Raw genomic sequence first — 18,500 nt, 5'->3', positions numbered from 1 at the left:
ACATCTGGACCGATCTTCCGGCCGGACTCATTACGCGGATACCAGACCCCGGCAGCCTATGCCGGGATCATCACCGCGCCCGGCTCCAACGCTGCGCGAGATTAAAGCTTCGCTTGGCTACCGATTGCCCACACCGCGCCAACTGGAATGTTGAGAAACGCAGAACCTCCAATCGCATTTGGATGAAGGTTCAGTGGGAGGTCATGCCCGGTACGCATCGTCGTTCTTTGCGGACTAACTGACGCTGTTGTCGATCCATGCGTGCGTCTGTTCCAGAATCTCGTCGGATAGTTCCGGATCGTCGATTGCCCGGGCGAGTATGACCGCCCCCACCATCGCCGCCCAGCTTCCTATTGCTGTGCGCCGGCGATCTGCCGGGTCCAGTTGCGGGAGTGCCTTTTCGATCCGGCTGATCTGCGCACGAAGGCCTTCTGTCATTGCGGAGCGCGCCGGCGGCGTCTGGTGGCGAATTGCTGCAGCGAGACCGGCGGTTGGGCAGCCACCGGCAGCGTTGTCGCGATGGCGAGGCGCAAGATAGGATTTGATGAAATCGCTGAAGTTGCCTCCTCCGACGCTATCCGAAGCAAGGGCATGGGCAAGGGTCTCCGCGACCAGATCGTCTTTTGAATTGAAATGTCCATAAAAGCCGCCGTGAGTAAGACCGGCTGCCTTCATCACCTCCGCAACGCTGACGGCATCGAACCCCTTGTCGCGAAACAGCCGGCTGGCGACATCCAGAATCCGGCGACGGTTTTCCGCCATCTGTTCTCGGCTGACCTTCATTTTCACAATTCTCCCAACATGGTCGTTGACATTTACATGATGGCTATCATATTTAAATCCAATCATGATGATCGTCATGAATATAGGTTCAATCACAGAAAAGAGCAATCCTATGAGCACAAATCCTGCAGTCCTCATCACCGGTGCCTCCACCGGTATTGGTGCAACCTATGCCGATCGGTTTGCGCGACGCGGCCACGATCTCGTCCTGGTCGCCCGTGACGTGGCGCGAATGGAGGCGGTTGCAAGCCGTCTGCGACAGGAAACCGGCGTGGCCATAGACATCGTCCAGGCGGATCTCACGCAACTCGCCGATCTTGCGAAAGTAGAGACGAGACTGCGCGACGATGCCCGCATCGGCATCCTCGTCAACAATGCCGGAACGGCCATCGGTGGAACGTTCATCGAGCAGAGCACCGACGACATGGCCCGGCTTGTTGCACTCAACTCGACTGCACTCGTTCGCCTTGCCAGCGCAATTGCACCTCGACTCGCCAAGAAAGGTGAGGGTGCAATCGTCAACATCGGCTCCGTGGTTGGTCTGGCGCCGGAGTTCGGCATGACGGTCTACGGCGCAACCAAGGCCTTTGTCCTCTTCCTGTCTCAGGGGCTTAGCCTCGAGCTTGGACCGAAGGGCGTCTACGTTCAGGCTGTTCTTCCCGCCACGACACGAACCGAAATCTGGGACCATGTCGGCGCCGACGTCAATGCACTGAACAACGTCATGGAAGTGGGCGACCTTGTGGATGCGGCTCTGGTCGGCTTCGACCGTCGCGAGCCGGTGACCATCCCGCCGCTTCCCGATGCCGGTCAGTGGGAAGCCTTTGAAGCTGCGCGCAAGACCATGCTGGCCAACTTCGGCAATGCGCTGCCCGCCGAACGGTACCGCACCGTCGCTTGAGCAGACCGCGCAACCCACCGGACACATACCGCCGCGGCGGCAACACATAGGCAAATCATGACTAAAAAGACGCTTTTCGAACCCTATACGCTCGGCTCCCTGACGCTTTCCAACCGGATCGTCATGGCGCCCCTGACGCGCAATCGCGCCGGTTCGGGCTTTGTTGCAGGTGACCTGACGGCTGAATATTACGGCCAGCGTGCTTCGGCCGGGCTCATCATTTCTGAAGCCACGCAGATATCACAGCAGGGGCAGGGATACCAGGACACGCCCGGTATCTATACCCAGGCGCAGATCGAAGGCTGGCGCAAGGTCACCAGTGCGGTGCACGAGAAGGGTGGCCATATATTCCTCCAGCTCTGGCACGTCGGTCGCATCAGCCATGTTGATCTCCAGCCGAACGGCGCAGCGCCGGTTGCCCCTTCAGCCATCCGCGCCGAGACAAAGACGTTCGTCAACAATGCCTTCGTGGACGTTTCGCAACCCCGTGCCCTTGAACTGGAAGAGCTTCCTGGGATCGTCAACGATTTCCGTCAGGCGGCAGCCAACGCCATCGAGGCTGGTTTCGATGGTGTAGAGATCCACGGGGCCAACGGCTATCTGCTTGATCAGTTCGCCAAGGACGGTGCCAATGTTCGCACAGACGCCTATGGCGGCTCTGTCGAAAACCGTGCGCGCCTCATGCTGGAAGTCACGGCCGCGGTTGTCGAGGAAATCGGCGCTGCACGCACCGGCATCCGCATCTCGCCGGTCTCGCCCGCCAATGGCATTTCGAGTACTGATCCGCAGACGCAGTTCGATTACATCGTCGATCAGCTCGAAGCCCTTGGCATCGTGTACATTCATGTCGTCGAGGGTGCCACAGGTGGGCCGCGCGATGTCGCGCCATTCGACTTCGGATCATTGCGCCGTCGCTTCAGCAAGACCTATATCGCCAACAACGGCTATGACTTCGAGCTGGCGAGTTCGCATCTTGCCGAGGGTCGGGCGGATCTGATCGCCTTCGGCCGGCCGTTCATTGCCAATCCCGATTTGGTTGAACGATTGAAAAGCGATGCGCCCTTGGCAGAGATAAACCCGGCTACGCTCTACGGTGGCGGTGCCGCGGGTTATATCGATTACCCCTCTTTGGCGGCAGCTGCCGGGCGTTGACTACTTTTGGGGTCGCTCGCTGGTGCGGCCCCATCAGATCAGTGTGCTGTGCCTGATCCTTTGCGGATTGGTGCCGCGTCCCGACACTGAAGGGTTACCCTTTCCCTCACCACCTGAAAGTCACGCTTGACTTTAATGATGATATACATCATTAAAAATTATCAATGATGACGATAATCATCATAAAATTCGTGTCGTAAAACCATATGCCTTGGCGGCAATCCATGGTGATACCGAAAAGAGAGAAAGACGCTATGGCGACGTTTGCTACGAAGAGACAGAAGACCGCCTTTGTGACCGGGGCTTCCAGTGGGATTGGCAAGGCGGCCGCCTCGGCTCTGGCCCGGGCAGGCTACCGGGTGATTGGTACCAGTCGTAAGGCCGCACCTGGCGAGATACGTGATGGCATTCGAATGATTGCTTGTGACGTGACCTCCGATTCGTCTGTCTCGGATGCCGTGGCGCTGGCACATCAGGAACTTGGTCGCATCGACCTTCTGGTCAACAACGCCGGTTACGCCTTGTCCGGGGCTGCCGAAGAAAGCTCGGTGGATCAGGTTCGTTCGCTGTTCGAGACCAATTTTCTGGGTGTCGTTCGGGTGACCAATGCCGTGTTGCCGATGATGCGCCAACAGGGCTATGGCAGGATATTGAACATCGGCTCTGTCCTGGGCTTAATACCCGGTCCTTTTGGAGCCTATTACTCGGCCAGCAAGCACGCCATTGAGGGCTATTCGGAATCGCTGGACCATGAGGTTCGCCAGTTCGGCATCCGTGTCGCCGTGATCGAGCCTTGGGCAACGAAAACCTCGATCGAGGCCAACTCTCCGCAAGGCGACCGTCCGGTTGCAGCCTATGGCCAGACACTGGCCAGATACCGCACGGCGTTTGACTTGGCCATGGCGACTGGCGACACGGCGGATGATGTTGCGGCCACCATCCTGATGGCGGCACAGGACAAGGCGCCGCGGTTGCGCTACCCCTCGGGCAAGGCGGCTCGGCAGACCTCGTTTGCCCGGCGTTTCCTGCCGCGCGCGCTGTTCGATCGAACCTTGCGCAAGCAATTCAACATCGCCTGAGCGAGAATGACGGCCACGGCAGGGCCTTCCAACAACATGCTCACTTCGCGCTGAAAGCCTTGGCTTTTTTGGCCATCTGAGCCGATAATATTTTTACACTGGAGAACGTCCGTGAAAGCCTTCGTCGTCGACAAATACAAGAAGAAGGGCGCCTTGCGTCTGGCCGACATGCCCGAGCCCCGGATGGGCGCGAATGATGTTCTGGTTCGCATTCAGGCCACGGCGATCAACCTTCTGGATTCCAAGGTAAGGGACGGTGAGTTCAAGCTGTTCCTGCCCTATCGCCCGCCCTTTATTCTGGGCCACGATCTGGCCGGAACGGTTGTAAGCGTGGGCGCGAATGTGCGGCAATTCAAGGCTGGGGACGAGGTTTACGCCCGTCCGAGGGATCACCGGGCCGGTACCTTTGCAGAGTTCATCGCAATTGACGCCGCCGATGTATCGCTGAAGCCCGCGAGCCTTTCGATGGAGCAGGCCGCATCGATACCGCTGGTTGGACTGACCGCCTGGCAGGCGCTGGTGGAGGTCGGCAAGGTCAAGCCCGGCCAGAAAGTGTTCATTCAGGCTGGTTCCGGTGGGGTTGGGACCTTTGCCATCCAGCTTGCCAAGCATCTCGGCGCCACGGTGGCCACCACGACCAGTGCCGCGAATATTGACCTGGTCAAAAGCCTCGGTGCTGATGTGGTGATCGACTACAGGACGCAGGATTTCGAACAGGTGCTATCCGGTTATGATCTGGTGCTGAACAGTCAGGATGCCAAGACGCTGGCAAAGTCGCTGAATGTTCTGAAACAGGGTGGTCGGTTGATATCGATCTCGGGGCCGCCGGATGTTCCCTTTGCCAGATCTCTGGGGCTGAACCTGTTCCTGCGCTTGGTGGTACGGATGCTGAGCCGGGGCGTGCTGAAGAAGGCGAAAAGCCGGGACGTCTTGTATTCATTCCTGTTCATGCGCGCGGAAGGGCAACAACTTGCCCAGATCGCCAAGCTGATCGACGCTGGCGCGATCCGTCCGGTCGTGGACAAGGTATTTCCCTTTGCTCAAACGGAAGAGGCCTTGGCCCATGTCGAGACCGGGCGCGCCAGGGGCAAGGTCGTTGTGAAGGTCGCAGACTGAGTTCGTAATTTGCAATAGATGGGGTCGCATGGCTGCGGCCCTATCGCTCCCGCCTGCCATTTTCGACAGAGGCCCGGCAATCGGCGCGGCAAATATCAAGAATTTCATCCGCCAGGGCCGATGTGTCCGGGCAGGCCCGCGATAGCACGATGGCCCCTACAGCTTGCGCCATAATGCTGATGGCTTGCGTGCGGGCATTTGAGCCGGCGGGCTGGTTCGCCGCAAGATTGCTCTCCAGTGCGTCAACAAGGCGCTCAATGCCTTCGCCGAAAACAGCTCTGGTTTCGTTTGGCAGCCGCGCTGCTTCCCCGCTCAGTGCGGCGGCCGTGCAGCCTTGGCCACGCGCATCACGATGCGTGCGCGAGATGTAGGCGTCGATCATCTCGCCCAAATCATACCCGGCATAGCGTGCCGACGTTTCGGAAAACCCTTTGGCGGAGGCTTCTGCTATGAGCGCCTCCTTCGAGACGAAGTGGTTGTAAAATCCACCATGGGTCAGGCCCGCACCCTCCATCAGGTCAGCCACGCCAACGCCATCGAACCCTCGTTCGCGAAACATCCCGGATGCAATCGCAACAATCCGGTCATGATTTTCCTGCTTCTTTTCCTTGGTGATCCGCATGTCCGAACCCTTTCGACGGCGCCGTCTCCATGATGTTGGATATCATCATGGATTGAGAGTATTGCTGACGATTATCATTAATAATGCGCTCAACACAAGGAACACGTCGTATCGGTTACCTAATTTTCCGTCCTTCGCCGCCAACATCTTGTCGCTGGCTGCAACGAAGGCTTCTTTTTCTGGGAAGTTGCCCCAGATTGATTAATAGGATCAAGCTCGGTTACGTGGATCGGCGTATCCTCACTGGAACGCCCTTATATGCTGGGGTGCCGGATTTCCTGTCGTAGTCTGCGAGCGCAATGACCTGGTTCATTTCGGGGTAATAACCTGCTACCGAGCCGGGTGGAATATTGTAGGCAACGGCGGTAAATCCGGTAGCGGTTTTGGCGCCACTCCCGCAAATTGCTTCGACATCGATGAGGTCTCCGTCTCTTAGTCCCCGCGTTTCAAGGTCCCGCTGGTTCATGAAGATGACGTCGCGGCGGCCGTAGACACCACGGTAGCGGTCGTCGAGGCTGTATATGGTGGTGTTGTACTGGTCATGACTGCGCAAGGTGGTCAGCACAAGGGCTTCGGGGTCGTGCAAGCGTGTGTCCTCATCAAGTCCCGGTGCGACGAGAAATTCGGCCTTACCGGACGGCGTATTCCACACACGATCAGAAGCCGCGACCGTGAGCCGGAAGCCTCCGGGCGTTTTCACGCGCGTATTGAAATCATGAAAATCGGGAAAGACGATTTCGATCTTGTCGCGGATCTGCTCATAGTCGCCGGCCATCCCGTCCCAATCGATGTCGTGTCGGTTACCAAGCGTCGCCTTGGCCATGCCGGCAACGATCCAGGGTTCCGAGCGCAACTCATCGCTTGGCGGTTTTAGGAAACCGCGCGACGCATGCACCATCGACATGGAATCCTCTACCGTGACGGATTGGCGCCCTGTCGCCTGAATATCCAGATCCGTTCTTCCCAGAACCGGCAGGAGGATCGATGTCTTTGCCAGCAGCAGATGCGAGCGATTGAGCTTTGTCGCAAGATGAACGGCCAGATCGAGTTTCCGCATGCCCGCGAACGTCGCTTCAGGATCGGACATGGCGACAGCAAGATTGCCACCAAGACACACCAACGCTTTCGACCTGCCCTCAATGATGGCCTCGATCGCCTCCACGGCATTATGGCCCTTTTCACCAGACGGCCGGAAACCGAAGGCTTTCTCCATGCCAGCAAGAAGAGCCTCATTGGGAATTTCAGTGATGCCGACGGTCCGGTCGCCCTGAACGTTGGAATGGCCGCGCAGGGGACAGATACCGGCGCCTAGCCGGCCTATATTACCGCGCAGCATCAGGAAATTGGCGAGTTGCTGCACATTGGCCGTGCCATGGGCATGCTGTGTGATGCCCATGCCATAACAGAGAATGACGTTTTTTGCCTTGAGGTAGACATCCACGGCGCTATCGAGCGCTTCCAGTGACAGGCCGGATTTCTCGATAATTTCCGACCATTGAGTCTGGTCGATATCGGCTTGCAGGGCTTCGAGGCCAATCGTATGCGCAGCGATGAAATCGCGGTCGATGACGCCGGGTCCGCCCGCTTCGATATCGGCCGCGTCCCGCTCGAAGATGCGCTTCATCATGCCTTTGAGTGCGGCAAGATCGCCGCCGGTGCGAACCTGATGATAGGCAGACGCGATCGGCGTGGATGACATCGTCGCCATTTCGATCGGATCCTGCGGGGCTGCAAACCGCTCCAGCGCTCGCTCCTTGAGTGGATTGAAGACGACGATCGGCACCCCCCTGCGGGAGGCCTCATGTAATGTCGTCATCATGCGCGGATGGTTGGTGCCGGGATTGTGCCCGAACGAAAAGATCGCGTCGGCATGATCGAAATCCTCCAGCGTTACAGTGCCCTTGCCGACGCCGATCGACAGGGGCAGACCGACGCTGGTGGCTTCGTGGCACATGTTGGAACAGTCGGGGAAATTGTTGGTGCCATAGGCGCGAACGAAGAGCTGAAAGAGAAACGCCGCTTCGTTGGAGGCACGACCGGACGTGTAGAACTCGGCCATATGAGGGCTGGGAAGTGCGTTCAACTCCGAGGCAATACGCGCGAATGCGGCATCCCATTCGATCGGCACGTAGCGGTCACTGGCATGATCATAGATCAGCGGATGCGTCAGGCGCCCCTGATCTTCAAGCTTGTGGTCGGTCCATTGCCAGAGATCCGTGACGGAATGAGCGGCAAAGAAATCGGGGCCAACGCGCTTGGCCGTCGATTCCCAGGTGATCGCCTTTGCTCCGTTCTCGCAGAACTCAAATGAACTTGTGTGCTTCGGATCGGGCCAGGCGCAGCCTGGACAATCGAAGCCTTCGGGCTGGTTGGCCTTTAACAAGGTCGCCGCGCCCTCGGCAATGATCTGCTGATGAGCAAGTGTTTTGGCAACGGCTTTTAGTGCGCCCCAGCCACCTGCTGGCGCTGTGTAATGCTCTATCCCATCCGGCCGCTTCTCGCTCATCACAGTCTCCCTTCAGCGTGTTTCAACAAATCTAGCATCGAACGCATCAGTACGAACCTAGACCGATGTATAGGTCCAGGTAGACGTCAATCGAATGTGCGGCCAACGAGATTGAGCATATTTTCCCAGATCAAGATTGGCGGTGGAACAGTATCATGGAAAAGACAGGACAGATGCAAGCCGGGGCGGCAAGCGCCACCCACAATGATGCGATCGGACAAGTGGCGCTTCTGGCCATGGCCGTCGCGGGCGGTATTGCCGTCGCAAACATCTACTACAATCAGCCGATGCTCGGCCTTATCGAAGCGGATTTCAGTCGGCAGCCAGTTACCGGCATGGTGCCCACCGCAACGCAACTCGGTTACGCACTGGGGTTGTTCCTTTTACTGCCGCTCGGCGACCTCGTTAATCGCCGCCGGATGATCATTGGGCAATTCGTGGTGCTTGCCGCCGCGCTCGCGCTCGCTGCACTGGCGCCGACGGCCTGGATGCTGGTTGCAGCATCGGTCATGGTTGGAGCATGCTCGACAGTCGCCCAGCAGATCGTGCCCTTTGCGGCATCGCTGGCCGCGCCCGAAAAGCGCGGCGCCACGATCGGCACCGTCATGGCAGGCGTATTGTCGGGCATATTGTTCAGCCGCACCCTGTCGGGCTTCGTGGGCGAACACGCTGGCTGGCGGGAAATGTTCTGGATCGGCGTACCGCTTGCCCTGCTCGCCGCGGGCCTCATGTTTGCGGTTCTGCCGCATCATCGGCCAACCTCGACTTTGCGATATCATCAGGCGCTCTGGTCGCTCGGCCAGCTATGGAAACGCCACCCGGCCTTGAGGGCCGCGACCATCATCCAGGCCTTTCTGTTCGCGTCGTTCACGGCCTTCTGGACTATCCTTGCTCTCTATCTGGCGGGGCCAGAATTCCAGCTCGGCGCGGATGTCGCGGGTCTGTTTGGGATCGTCGGTGCGGTCGGCATATTTGCAGCGCCTCTTGCAGGAGTTGTTGCCGACAGACGGGGACCGCATTTCGTGGTCTGGATGGGCGCCGGATTGACGATCGCCGCCTGGCTGATCTTCGGCGTCTGGGCATCGATCGTTTCCTTGGTTGTAGGCGTCATCGTGCTTGATTTCGGCATACAGAGCGCGCTGATTTCTAACCAGCACATCATCTATGCCCTGGATGCCGATGCGCGTAGCCGTCTCAACACGGTCTTCATGACTGGCATGTTTCTGGGGGGTGCCACAGGTTCGGCGATGGCGACACTGGCCTGGGGGCAGGGCGGCTGGCTCGTCGTCAGCCTTCTCGGCGCGGCGTTTGGCCTCGCAGCCTTCGCGGTGAAAATATTTCATCATCGCCGGCATTCGCTGACAGTTGTCGGAAACTGAGGGCGGAACGATGGAAAAGCTACGTATAGGAATCGTCGGCGGTTCGCTTGCCGGCCTCTTCGCTGGCATCATGTTACAACAGGCTGGCCACGATGTTCGCATCTACGAGCGATCGAAGAGCGGTCTTGGAGGTCGGGGAGCGGGCCTCGTCGGTCAGAGGGACCTGCTGCACATTCTCCGGCTGATTGGCTGCGAGCATGTCGCCCGTATCGGCGTGGTGGCTAAGGAACGCATCTATCTCGATCAGGACGGCCGTATCGCCCAGACCGTTAAGGCGCCCCAGACCCAGATCTCCTGGGACTACCTGTTCGAAACTGTCGCTTCTCGCATCGCTTCAGGAAGCTATGTGCTGGGTCGGGATGTCGTCAAAGTGCTGGATGGCGAGAGTGGCGCGGAGCTGATTTTTGGTGACGGCACGCGGGTGAGTGCCGATCTGGTTATCGGTGCCGATGGCCTGGGTTCCGTGGTGCGCGCAGCGGTCAATCCCGGAGACACGCAAAACCGCTATTCCGGCTATGTCGCATGGCGTGGATTGATCCCGGAAACGAGGCTTCCAACGGCAGCAAATCTGCTTCTCGACCGGTTTGCCTTTCATGTCAGGCCGGGCGTACATGCGCTCGGTTATCTTGTCCCGGGCTCAAAGGGCGAAATGGACATCGGCAATCGCCGATATAACTGGGTCTGGTATCGCAAAGTGCCAGCAAGCGAACTTGCCCACACGTTCACCGATCTGGATGGGCGAACGCATGCATTTTCGCTGCCGCGTGGTGGCTTGTCGAGCGACCGTCTGGAGGCGTTGCGCGTCGATGCGCTGCAGATGCTTCCGCCGCAATTCGCGCAGGCGGTCGAGGCGGAGCCAAGCCCCTCTATCCAGGGCATTTTCGACTACGAGTCGCCCCGCATGACGGGCCGTTCGGTCGTCCTCATCGGCGACGCCGCCTTTGTCGCGCGTCCGCACACCGCGATGGGCGTGTCGAAAGCAGCGGGCGATGTCATGGCGTTGAGCAACAGCCTGGAGTCCGAGGTTGACCTTCCCAGTGCATTGCAGCGGTTCGAGGATGATCGCATCGCGGTTGGCCGGGAAATCGTTGCTTATGGCCGGCAACTCGGTGCGTCGGCTATCTGAGCATCGACCGGCTGTCTGTCACGGTACTCAAAGACGATATTTTTAACCCGCTGGCTTCTGCCAGCGGGTTTTTGATTTTGCGAAAGGTCGGATGCTTCAGTTTGGGGGCTTCATCAGGCTTAGTGCGGCGTGGATCTGGGAGACGACGGCGGCACCTTCCCCAACTGCTGCCGCGACCCGCTTGGTCGATCCGGCACGGACATCCCCGATGGCAAAGACATTCGGCAGGCTGGTTTCGAGAGGCAATGGCTTGCGGGAAAAACGACAATGCTCATCGAAGGATTGCCCAGTGACGATGAAGCCCTTGTCGTCGGTTTGCACCCGGCTGCTGATCCAGCCACCGTTCGGATCCGCGCCGATAAAAAGGAAGAGATGATGAAGCGGCAAGGTGTTCACGCTTCCATCCAGGCGGTTGCGCAGTCTTGCGGAGGAGATGCCAGTGGCGTTATCGCCATTGATCGCGTCCACTTCGCAATGCATGTGCAGTTGGACATTCGGCAGGGCCTTGATACGGTCGATCAGATATTGCGACATCGTATCTTCGAGTGCGCGCCGCACGACCAGATGAAGTGTCTTGACCTGAGGCGCCAGAAAAACGATGGCCTGGCCTGCCGAATTGCCGCCGCCAACCAGGACGATCTCTTCGCCGGCGCAAAGTTTTGCCTCGATCGGCGAGGCCCAATAGGAAACGCCGTTGCCCTCGAAACCGTCAATGTTGTTGATCTCCGGCCGCCTGTAGCGAGCGCCGGATGCGATGACGACACTGCGGGCCGTCACCGATTTTCCACCGTCGAGTTCGAGCGCCAGCACACCGGCGTCATCTTTCGGAGGGATCAGATTTTTGACAGCGACGGGAAGAACCATTTCCGCCCCGAACTTGAGGGCCTGATTGTAGGCACGTCCCGCCAACGCCTGTCCGGATATGCCCGTCGGGAAGCCGAGATAGTTTTCGATCCGAGACGAAGCGCCGGCCTGCCCCCCAATCGAGTGTTCATCGATGACAAGGACGTCGAGCCCTTCCGAAGCGGCATAGACGGCGGTGGCAAGGCCCGCCGGTCCAGCGCCGACAACAGCGACGTCATAGAGCTTTCCGGGCTTGAGGTCCGGCGTCATGCCGAGACATGCTGCGGCCTCCGCATCGGTCGGTTTCTTGAGCACGGTGCCGTTGGGGCAGACCATTAGCGGAAGGTCGGAGGCGAGAATACCCAGACGTTCGATCAGCGCCTTACCTTCACCCTCCATGGCAGCATCAAGCACGATGTGGGGAAAGGCATTGCGGGCTAGAAATCCTTGCAGGCGCGAGAGCGCGGCATTGCCAGCGGTTCCAATCAGAACAGAACCTGCTCCGGCATCGATCAGACCGACGCGGCGCAGGATGAAGGCGCGCATGATGATTTCGCCGACATCGGCCGATCCGATCACCAAGGCCCGCAAATGGGCGGCATCAAAGGGAATGGCCGTGCAGCCCTCGGACCCGGCGCGGGCCCCTGCAAGTGTCGGTCGACCCGACAGCTGGTTGACTTCGCCCGACAGCTGGCCTGCTCCATGCGTCGTGATCGGCGCCTCGCCGGAAAGACCTTCGTGGCGAAACACGTCCATCGATCCCTTCAGCACCAGCCAGGCGGGCGCTGCGTGGTCTCCTACCTTGTAGACGAAGTCACCACGGGCGAAATCTTTCGGCTCGCCGCTGGCAAAACGCTTGGCCGTCTCGACCTGATGGGGGTTGAGCACCGGAAACATCTGCTCCAGGCGCGCGCTGAGATCTGCCATCTGTTACCTCCAGCTGGAAATGTCGTCCGCAGGGTCACTGCCGATTTTCGGCGAAGTTTCAGTAATATCGCGGTATCGGCCCGCGTTGCGGTGTCTGATCAGGCAGGTCCACCATGGTTTCGTCCACATAACACCAGCCCCAGCCTTCCGGCGGGTCATAGCCCTCGATGATGGGGTGGCGGGTGGCGTGGAAATGCGCGGTCGCGTGGCGGCCGGGGGACTGATCGCAGCAGCCGACATGACCACATTCGCGGCAGAGCCTCAAATGAAGCCATATCTGGCCAGTTTCGAGACATTCCTCGCAACCAAGCGTCATGGGCTTGACCGATCGGATCGTCGGCAGGTGCGAGCATTGGTCAGACATGGTTCCCCTCCTGAACGTGTTGGAAATTTCAGTGCTTCAGTGCTTCTTCAAGACACAGTACAAGCTGGTTGAAATCGACCGGCTTCCCAAGGAATGCGAATGCACCGCCATCCATTGCCGCTGCTCTCGTTCGCTCGTCGCAATAGGATGTCATGAAGATCATCGGCGGCTTTTGATCACCACGCGAGTTTAACACGTCCTGCATCTGGATGCCGCTTAAGCCTGGCATTTTAACGTCGACCAGCATGCAGTCGATCGCAACGCGATCGCCGTAGGCCAGAAAGTCTTCCGCAGACGAAAACAGCCGGCTCTCGTAACCGCAGGACAAAACGAGATCGTCAAGGGCTTCGCGGATCGACCGATCGTCGTCAACGATGGCTATGACAGGTGTTTTGGACAATTTGATTGGGCCTTGCCTCTTAAAAATCAACTGGCTTCTATATGCGCCATCGAGACACAACATTGCACCATACAAGGGTCTAGGTTTTGGCCTCAAAGGCCCAGCAGTTCCGCCTTGCGCACCAGTTCGGCTACGGAGCGCGCCTCCATTTTGCGCATGACATTGCCGCGATGCAGCTTGACCGTGATCTCGCTGATCCCGAGGTTGAACGCAATCTGCTTGTTCATCAGGCCTTGCACGACAGCTGTCATGACCTCATGCTCGCGGCGGGTCAATGTCTTGGCCAGCTCCACGACGGCGCCATTTGCAGCAGATTGCTGGCGCATTTCCCGATCTTTCTGAAAAGCGACCGAGACGGCGTCTAGGATGTCCTGGTCCCGAAAAGGTTTGGTCAGGAAGTCGATGGCGCCTGCTTTCATGGCACGGACTGTCATTGGTATATCACCGTGACCGGTCATGAAGATGATCGGCATTCGGTTGCCGAGTTTTTCCAGGTGGAGCTGAAAATCAAGGCCGTTCGCACCGGGCAGGCGAACGTCGAGAAGAATGCAGCCAGGTCGGTCCAGATCGGCATTTTCGAGCAGGTCCTGGGCGCTTTCAAAGGATTTTGCTTCTGTTCGAATTGACAGGAACAGATCGACCAAAGCCTCGCGTATCGCAGTGTCGTCATCGACGACGTAGACAACCGGCGTATCGCCGTTCGGCGGTTTGGCGGACTTTCTCGCATCATTCATGGGTTGCCTCCATCGGTACGATCATTTCGAACAATGCGCCACCATCGGTGTGATTGCCGGCAGACAGCGTGCCGCCGCGGGCTTCGAGCATGCTGCGGCAGATGGCAAGGCCCATGCCAAGCCCGGTCGGTTTGGTCGTGCAGAATGGTTTGAACAGGTTTTTGAGAACGTCCGGACTGAGCCCGGGACCTGTGTCTAGAACCTTGATGACCACGCTTTGACCATCCACAGGCTCGATCGTCACCGATATCCGCCGCATTGCTTCCGGGGTTTCGGCCATGGCGTGAAGGGAATTGGTGATCAGGTTGATCAAGACTTGCTGCAGCTCTATCCGCACAGCGTTGACGGTGGGCACATCGCTTGCTGAAGCTATTTCAACAATGACCCCGTTTCTGACCAGCTCGCTCTCCATCAGCGCGCGTGTCTCCGTGACGAGATCGGCCAGCGAAACCGGCTCGATATCGGGCGGGCGGTTACCAAGCATTGATCGTGCGCTCTGGATGATGTCGCTGGCGCGCTGGCTGTCACGAGCGATGCGCTCAGCTGAGCGGGAAACGGCTGCCAAATCCGGCGGGTCGCGATCCAGCCAGCGCTGCAGGGTCTGGGCGTTGACCACCAAGGCGCCGAGCGGCTGATTGAGTTCGTGCGCGAGCGAAGCCGATAACGCGCCGACGGTTGCCGCGCGCGACGCCAATGCCAATTCCGCCTGGGCCTCGAACAGCGCTTTCTGGGCGAGTTCCCGCTCCGTAATGTCGAACATACCGACAATGACACGGTTGAAATTGGCAGGATCTTCAGGAAAGCCAACGGTCAGCAGCACAAACTTGCTGGTGCCATCGCTGGTAATGATGCTGCCCTTGCCTTCGAAATGCGTCTCGTTGTTGAAAATTGCGGCGATGAGATCAAGAAAAGTGGCGTCGTCCTGGGCAATATAGCGGCGCATGGAGCCGGGATTGTTGTTTCCCACATGGCCCAGCAATTCAAGTGCCGCCGCGTTGGCGGCAACGGTAGGCACGCTGACGATGCATTGTTCCAGAAAATCCGGGTTCTCCCGTGCGTGAGCACCAAGGTCTTTGACACCATCTGCTTTCAACGCCATCAGCATGGCGCGGACCTGCGAATAGTCGCGCTCCCAAAGTGCAACGCGGCTTTGCTCGAAAATCGTACGGTAGCGCTCTTCGCTGCTCTGCAGGGCGGTGTTGAATTTCACAAGATTGAGGCGCGCGCGCTGATTGCGGATTATCAAGGCGCAGGTGATCAACATTGCAGCAACCGCGACCGCCAGGCGTAGGGTTGCGGCGAGGTCGGTTTGAAGCCCATGGGCTGCAAAATAGGAGACTGCCGCCAGACTGATACAGATACCGGTCACCAGCATCGTTCCTTTTTCTGTCAGGGTTTCTGCCGACAGAAGCAAGGTGATGACATAGAGCGTGGCAAGCGCGCTGTGAATGTCGGTATAGGTATCGAGATAGAAGATCAGCGCTGCGAGCAAAAATGCGCAGACGAGCACGCCAAGTTCAAAGCGCGCCGGCAGCCGTCTTTCCGGGTTTACCAGGATCAGCGAATGCAAGGAGATTTCCCACGTTGAGATCGACCGCATTATCAAGCCATCCCTGCTGCCAAAACGCAAATGGCAATTCCAATATTCCTATGCAAACTCAATCTCATAACCGCGCAAAAAAGAAAGGCCATTCCAGGATTGGGATGGCCTCAGATGGATCGCGACATCCATGTGAAAGGGCGCGCTTGAAAATTCAGGGTGCATTGGCATCCAGCATCTCTTCAGTGGAGGGCCTGAATTTGTAGCCTTGGTTCGGTAGGCTAGACACTATACTTAGGTGTCAGTCCGACTAACCAAGCATTGGATACCGCGCAACCAGATCCTCGCCTACAACCATCTCGTCAAACAAACGATGTGGGCAGGAGCTGAAGATGCAGATTTCAAAACATGTTCTTTCTCTCAAGGACCGGCCTGCAGCCTTCGAAAGCCCGGCGGGATCGATCATGCGCCTTGGTCGCGATCAACTGCCAATCCTCAAAGGCCTTTCAATACGCAGGCTGGTGCTCACGGCACACGCGATCAGGGAGCCTCACTGGCATGCGAATGCCAATGAACTGGGCTACTGTGTCCGCGGACAGGCACTGGTGACTGTCGTCGGCAATCATGGCAGCCGCGACGTCTTTCTTATCGGCATTGGCGAAATGTTCTTCGTTCCGTCAGGCACGGTTCACGCGATTGAAAATACCGGTGAGACGGAGGCGGAGTTCATCCTTGCCTTTTCGAACGAGGATCCGGAAGATTTCAGCCTGTCTGGCGCCTTCGACGTGATGTGCGACGCCGTGCTGCTGAGCACATTCGAGTGGCAACCGCAAAAGCCGCCGAGTTTTGGCAGGCTGAACGCGAACACAGAGATATTCGACCTGCAGGCCCAGCCAGCCATTGAAAAGCAGGCGCTTCATCCAAACAGGCTCAAATTCCGTGTCGAGGAGTCAGCGCCGCACGTATCGTCGCCGGCGGGCTCTGCCAGGACCGCGCAGGCTCCGGCTTGGTCTGTTCTCGATGGTCTTTCGATGTTTTCTGTCCGCATCAGCGAGATTGGCCTGCGCGAACCGCACTGGCACCCCGAGACCGCCGAAATGGGCTATGTGCTCGAAGGGACCGGTCAGATGACAGTCCTCGATCCCGATGGAAGCGCTGACACCTATTCGATCCATCCGGGCGACGCCTATTTCGTGCCGCCGGCTTACCCGCATCACATCGAAAACACCGGCAGTGGCACGCTGCATATCCTGATTTTCTTCAGTCACAGCGCGCCACAAGATATCGGTTACCGAGCAGCGGCGGCCGGTTATTCACGCAATGTGATCGCTAGCCAGTTGGGCCTTTCCGAGCAAGCCCTCCTGCCTCTTCCTGTCGATATCGACGATCCGCTGATCGTTGCACGGCTCTGAATCCCTGAAACCCTGAAACCCAAACCCAAACCCAATGGAGATTACCATGAACCGCACCCTCGCTGAAAAACATCGCAAGTCGCCTCTTGCAACACCGACTGCCCTTGGCACGAACGCAACCGCCGATATTTCCGGCGCGTTGACGGCGCTGCTGGCCGATGTCTTCGCGCTTTATCTCAAGACGAAGAATTTTCACTGGCATATGAGCGGTCCGCATTTCCGCGATTACCACCTGATGCTGGACGAGCAGGCCGAGCAGATCTTCGCCATGACGGACGACATTGCCGAGCGAGCCCGCAAGATCGGCGGCACCACACTTCGTTCGATCAGCCATATTTCCAGGTTGCAGCGGCTTCTCGACAACGACGCCGATTTCGTGACCCCGGCGGATATGCTGGCCGAGCTTCGCGACGATAACCTCACACTCGTCTCGCTGATGAAGGCGACACACAATCTTTGTGAAGACCATGGCGACATCGCAACCGCCAGCCTGATCGAAAACTGGGTGGATGAGGCAGAGCGCCGTGCCTGGTTCCTGTTCGAAAGCACCCGCGGCGCCGAATGAGCGCGCGAAATTTCGGCGAGGCCCATGATCAACGAACTTTCACTGTCCCGTCGGCAGGTCCTGTTGGCCGGCACCACGGTTTCTCTGGCCTTGGCCATACCGGCGATGGCTTCCGAAAAGAAAATTTCCCGTAACCCAGAAGGAATTGCATCGATGACCACGAATTTCGTCACCACCAAAGACGGCGTAGAGATCTTCTTCAAGGACTGGGGTCCGAAGGATGCACAGCCGATCGTCTTCCACCATGGCTGGCCGCTGTCGTCAGACGACTGGGATGCCCAGATGCTGTTCTTCCTCAGCAAGGGCTATCGTGTTGTGGCCCACGACCGCCGCGGCCATGGACGCTCCAGCCAGGTGAGCAATGGTCACGACATGGATCATTACGCTGCCGATGCCTCCGCCGTCGCCGAATATCTTGACCTGCGCAATGCCGTTCATATCGGCCACTCCACAGGCGGCGGCGAAGTCGCTCGGTACGTCGCACGGCATGGTCAGCCACAGGGACGCGTGGCAAAGGCTATCCTCGTCAGTGCCGTTCCGCCGCTGATGCTGAAAACCGCAGCCAATCCTGACGGCACGCCGATGGAAGTCTTCGATGGGTTCCGTAGCGCCCTGGCAGCCAATCGCGCGCAGTTCTTCCTGGATGTTGCGTCCGGCCCATTTTATGGTTTCAACCGGCCGGATGCGAAAGTTTCGCAGGGTGTGATCGACAATTGGTGGCGCCAGGGGATGATGGGCAGCGCCGTGGCGCACTATGAAGGTATCAAGGCGTTTTCGGAGACAGATCAGACCGAAGACTTGAAGGCGATTACCGTTCCCACGCTGGTGACCCAGGGTGATGACGACCAGGTCGTTCCCTACAAGGCCGCCGTAGAGCTTCAGGTCAAGCTGATCAGGAACAGCACGATGAAGATCTACAAGGGCTTCCCGCACGGGATGCTGACCACGCATGCCGACGTGATCAATCCAGACCTGTTGGCCTTCATTAAGGCTTGATTGTTTCCCTATCCCAAGACGTGTGTGGCGGCTCCCCAAAGGGCCGCCACTACAA

General features: G+C 58.4%; 17 protein-coding genes and 1 pseudogene. 10 read left to right on the top strand and 8 right to left on the bottom strand.

Annotated elements, in window-relative coordinates; translation table 11 throughout:
* Positions 1-15: 15 nt before the first annotated feature.
* A pseudogene (locus CRO62_RS27615) lies at positions 16-186 on the top strand (IS3 family transposase); the annotation flags it as partial.
* Between the two features lie 48 nt (positions 187-234).
* On the opposite strand, the gene CRO62_RS06600 reads toward CRO62_RS27615, so the two are convergent.
* Positions 235-783: a TetR/AcrR family transcriptional regulator gene (locus CRO62_RS06600; RefSeq protein WP_097099647.1), complete on the bottom strand. Its 549-nt coding sequence runs from the start codon at positions 781-783 to the stop codon at positions 235-237.
* Positions 784-895: 112 nt separating this feature from the next.
* On the opposite strand from CRO62_RS06600, the gene CRO62_RS06595 reads away from it, so the two are divergent.
* From CRO62_RS06595 to CRO62_RS06580, 4 genes are all read left to right on the top strand, one after another.
* Positions 896-1,684 carry an SDR family NAD(P)-dependent oxidoreductase gene (locus tag CRO62_RS06595; protein ID WP_097100410.1) on the top strand — a complete coding sequence of 263 codons (789 nt, stop codon included), beginning with the start codon at positions 896-898 and terminating at the stop codon, positions 1,682-1,684.
* A gap of 57 nt (positions 1,685-1,741) precedes the next feature.
* Positions 1,742-2,836, top strand: coding sequence for an alkene reductase (locus CRO62_RS06590; RefSeq protein WP_097099646.1), 1,095 nt, complete (start codon positions 1,742-1,744; stop codon positions 2,834-2,836).
* Positions 2,837-3,090: 254 nt separating this feature from the next.
* Positions 3,091-3,915 (top strand): oxidoreductase, encoded by an 825-nt coding sequence (locus CRO62_RS06585; RefSeq protein WP_097099645.1) that lies wholly within the window; start codon positions 3,091-3,093, stop codon positions 3,913-3,915.
* A 111-nt stretch (positions 3,916-4,026) separates the two neighbouring features.
* A complete protein-coding gene (locus CRO62_RS06580) occupies positions 4,027-5,031 on the top strand; it encodes an NADP-dependent oxidoreductase (protein WP_097099644.1) in 1,005 nt (334 codons plus the stop codon).
* Positions 5,032-5,071: 40 nt separating this feature from the next.
* On the opposite strand, the gene CRO62_RS06575 is transcribed toward CRO62_RS06580, so the two are convergent.
* Together CRO62_RS06575 and CRO62_RS06570 are read right to left on the bottom strand one after the other, a co-directional pair.
* Positions 5,072-5,653, bottom strand: a complete 582-nt coding sequence (locus CRO62_RS06575) for a TetR/AcrR family transcriptional regulator (protein WP_097099643.1) — start codon at positions 5,651-5,653, stop codon at positions 5,072-5,074.
* Positions 5,654-5,873: 220 nt separating this feature from the next.
* Positions 5,874-8,159: an FdhF/YdeP family oxidoreductase gene (locus tag CRO62_RS06570; RefSeq protein ID WP_097099642.1), complete on the bottom strand. Its 2,286-nt coding sequence runs from the start codon at positions 8,157-8,159 to the stop codon at positions 5,874-5,876.
* A gap of 155 nt (positions 8,160-8,314) precedes the next feature.
* Here CRO62_RS06570 and CRO62_RS06565 point away from each other — a divergent pair, with 155 nt between their 5' ends.
* Positions 8,315-9,538, top strand: a complete 1,224-nt coding sequence (locus CRO62_RS06565; RefSeq protein ID WP_097099641.1) for an MFS transporter — start codon at positions 8,315-8,317, stop codon at positions 9,536-9,538.
* A gap of 10 nt (positions 9,539-9,548) precedes the next feature.
* A complete protein-coding gene (locus CRO62_RS06560; RefSeq protein WP_097099640.1) occupies positions 9,549-10,664 on the top strand; it encodes an FAD-dependent monooxygenase in 1,116 nt (371 codons plus the stop codon).
* 96 nt (positions 10,665-10,760) lie between these two features.
* Here the strand turns inward: CRO62_RS06560 and CRO62_RS06555 are convergent, their stop codons facing one another.
* The 5 genes from CRO62_RS06555 to CRO62_RS06535 form a co-directional block, all read right to left on the bottom strand.
* Positions 10,761-12,434, bottom strand: coding sequence for an FAD-dependent oxidoreductase (locus CRO62_RS06555; protein WP_097099639.1), 1,674 nt, complete (start codon positions 12,432-12,434; stop codon positions 10,761-10,763).
* Between the two features lie 58 nt (positions 12,435-12,492).
* Positions 12,493-12,798 carry a UBP-type zinc finger domain-containing protein gene (locus tag CRO62_RS06550; RefSeq protein ID WP_097099638.1) on the bottom strand — a complete coding sequence of 102 codons (306 nt, stop codon included), beginning with the start codon at positions 12,796-12,798 and terminating at the stop codon, positions 12,493-12,495.
* A gap of 28 nt (positions 12,799-12,826) precedes the next feature.
* A complete protein-coding gene (locus tag CRO62_RS06545) occupies positions 12,827-13,198 on the bottom strand; it encodes a response regulator transcription factor (protein WP_097099637.1) in 372 nt (123 codons plus the stop codon).
* 92 nt (positions 13,199-13,290) lie between these two features.
* Positions 13,291-13,932, bottom strand: coding sequence for a response regulator transcription factor (locus tag CRO62_RS06540; RefSeq protein WP_013762159.1), 642 nt, complete (start codon positions 13,930-13,932; stop codon positions 13,291-13,293).
* On the bottom strand, positions 13,925-15,502 hold the full coding sequence (locus CRO62_RS06535) for an ATP-binding protein (protein ID WP_097099636.1): 1,578 nt from the start codon (positions 15,500-15,502) through the stop codon (positions 13,925-13,927). Before CRO62_RS06535 ends, CRO62_RS06540 begins: the two co-directional genes overlap by 8 nt.
* A 362-nt stretch (positions 15,503-15,864) precedes the next feature.
* Here CRO62_RS06535 and CRO62_RS06530 point away from each other — a divergent pair, with 362 nt between their 5' ends.
* From CRO62_RS06530 to CRO62_RS06520, 3 genes are read left to right on the top strand one after another with little or no spacing between them, the layout of a single operon-like run.
* A complete protein-coding gene (locus CRO62_RS06530; protein WP_097099635.1) occupies positions 15,865-16,884 on the top strand; it encodes a cupin domain-containing protein in 1,020 nt (339 codons plus the stop codon).
* Between the two features lie 46 nt (positions 16,885-16,930).
* Complete coding sequence (locus CRO62_RS06525; RefSeq protein ID WP_097100409.1) at positions 16,931-17,449, top strand: Dps family protein; 519 nt, start codon at positions 16,931-16,933, stop codon at positions 17,447-17,449.
* A 24-nt stretch (positions 17,450-17,473) separates the two neighbouring features.
* The gene (locus CRO62_RS06520) at positions 17,474-18,445 is read left to right on the top strand and encodes an alpha/beta fold hydrolase (protein ID WP_179784470.1); all 972 of its coding nucleotides are present in this window, start codon (positions 17,474-17,476) and stop codon (positions 18,443-18,445) included.
* Positions 18,446-18,500 lie beyond the last annotated feature (55 nt).

It is taken from the genome of Rhizobium sp. AN6A (assembly GCF_900215635.1).
Lineage (GTDB): Bacteria > Pseudomonadota > Alphaproteobacteria > Rhizobiales > Rhizobiaceae > Agrobacterium > Agrobacterium tumefaciens.
This window is presented reverse-complemented; position numbering and strand designations above follow the sequence as displayed.

Bases quoted from the DNA above. Each gene is read 5' to 3' on its own strand.
- CRO62_RS06600 (WP_097099647.1), bottom strand. From the start codon at position 783: ATGAAGGTCAGCCGAGAACAGATGGCGGAAAACCGTCGCCGGATTCTG.
- CRO62_RS06595 (WP_097100410.1), top strand. From the start codon at position 896: ATGAGCACAAATCCTGCAGTCCTCATCACCGGTGCCTCCACCGGTATT.
- CRO62_RS06590 (WP_097099646.1), top strand. From the start codon at position 1,742: ATGACTAAAAAGACGCTTTTCGAACCCTATACGCTCGGCTCCCTGACG.
- CRO62_RS06585 (WP_097099645.1), top strand. From the start codon at position 3,091: ATGGCGACGTTTGCTACGAAGAGACAGAAGACCGCCTTTGTGACCGGG.
- CRO62_RS06575 (WP_097099643.1), bottom strand. From the start codon at position 5,653: ATGCGGATCACCAAGGAAAAGAAGCAGGAAAATCATGACCGGATTGTT.
- CRO62_RS06570 (WP_097099642.1), bottom strand. From the start codon at position 8,159: ATGAGCGAGAAGCGGCCGGATGGGATAGAGCATTACACAGCGCCAGCA.
- CRO62_RS06565 (WP_097099641.1), top strand. From the start codon at position 8,315: ATGGAAAAGACAGGACAGATGCAAGCCGGGGCGGCAAGCGCCACCCAC.
- CRO62_RS06560 (WP_097099640.1), top strand. From the start codon at position 9,549: ATGGAAAAGCTACGTATAGGAATCGTCGGCGGTTCGCTTGCCGGCCTC.
- CRO62_RS06555 (WP_097099639.1), bottom strand. From the start codon at position 12,434: ATGGCAGATCTCAGCGCGCGCCTGGAGCAGATGTTTCCGGTGCTCAAC.
- CRO62_RS06550 (WP_097099638.1), bottom strand. From the start codon at position 12,798: ATGTCTGACCAATGCTCGCACCTGCCGACGATCCGATCGGTCAAGCCC.
- CRO62_RS06540 (WP_013762159.1), bottom strand. From the start codon at position 13,932: ATGAATGATGCGAGAAAGTCCGCCAAACCGCCGAACGGCGATACGCCG.
- CRO62_RS06530 (WP_097099635.1), top strand. From the start codon at position 15,865: ATGCAGATTTCAAAACATGTTCTTTCTCTCAAGGACCGGCCTGCAGCC.
- CRO62_RS06525 (WP_097100409.1), top strand. From the start codon at position 16,931: ATGAACCGCACCCTCGCTGAAAAACATCGCAAGTCGCCTCTTGCAACA.
- CRO62_RS06520 (WP_179784470.1), top strand. From the start codon at position 17,474: ATGATCAACGAACTTTCACTGTCCCGTCGGCAGGTCCTGTTGGCCGGC.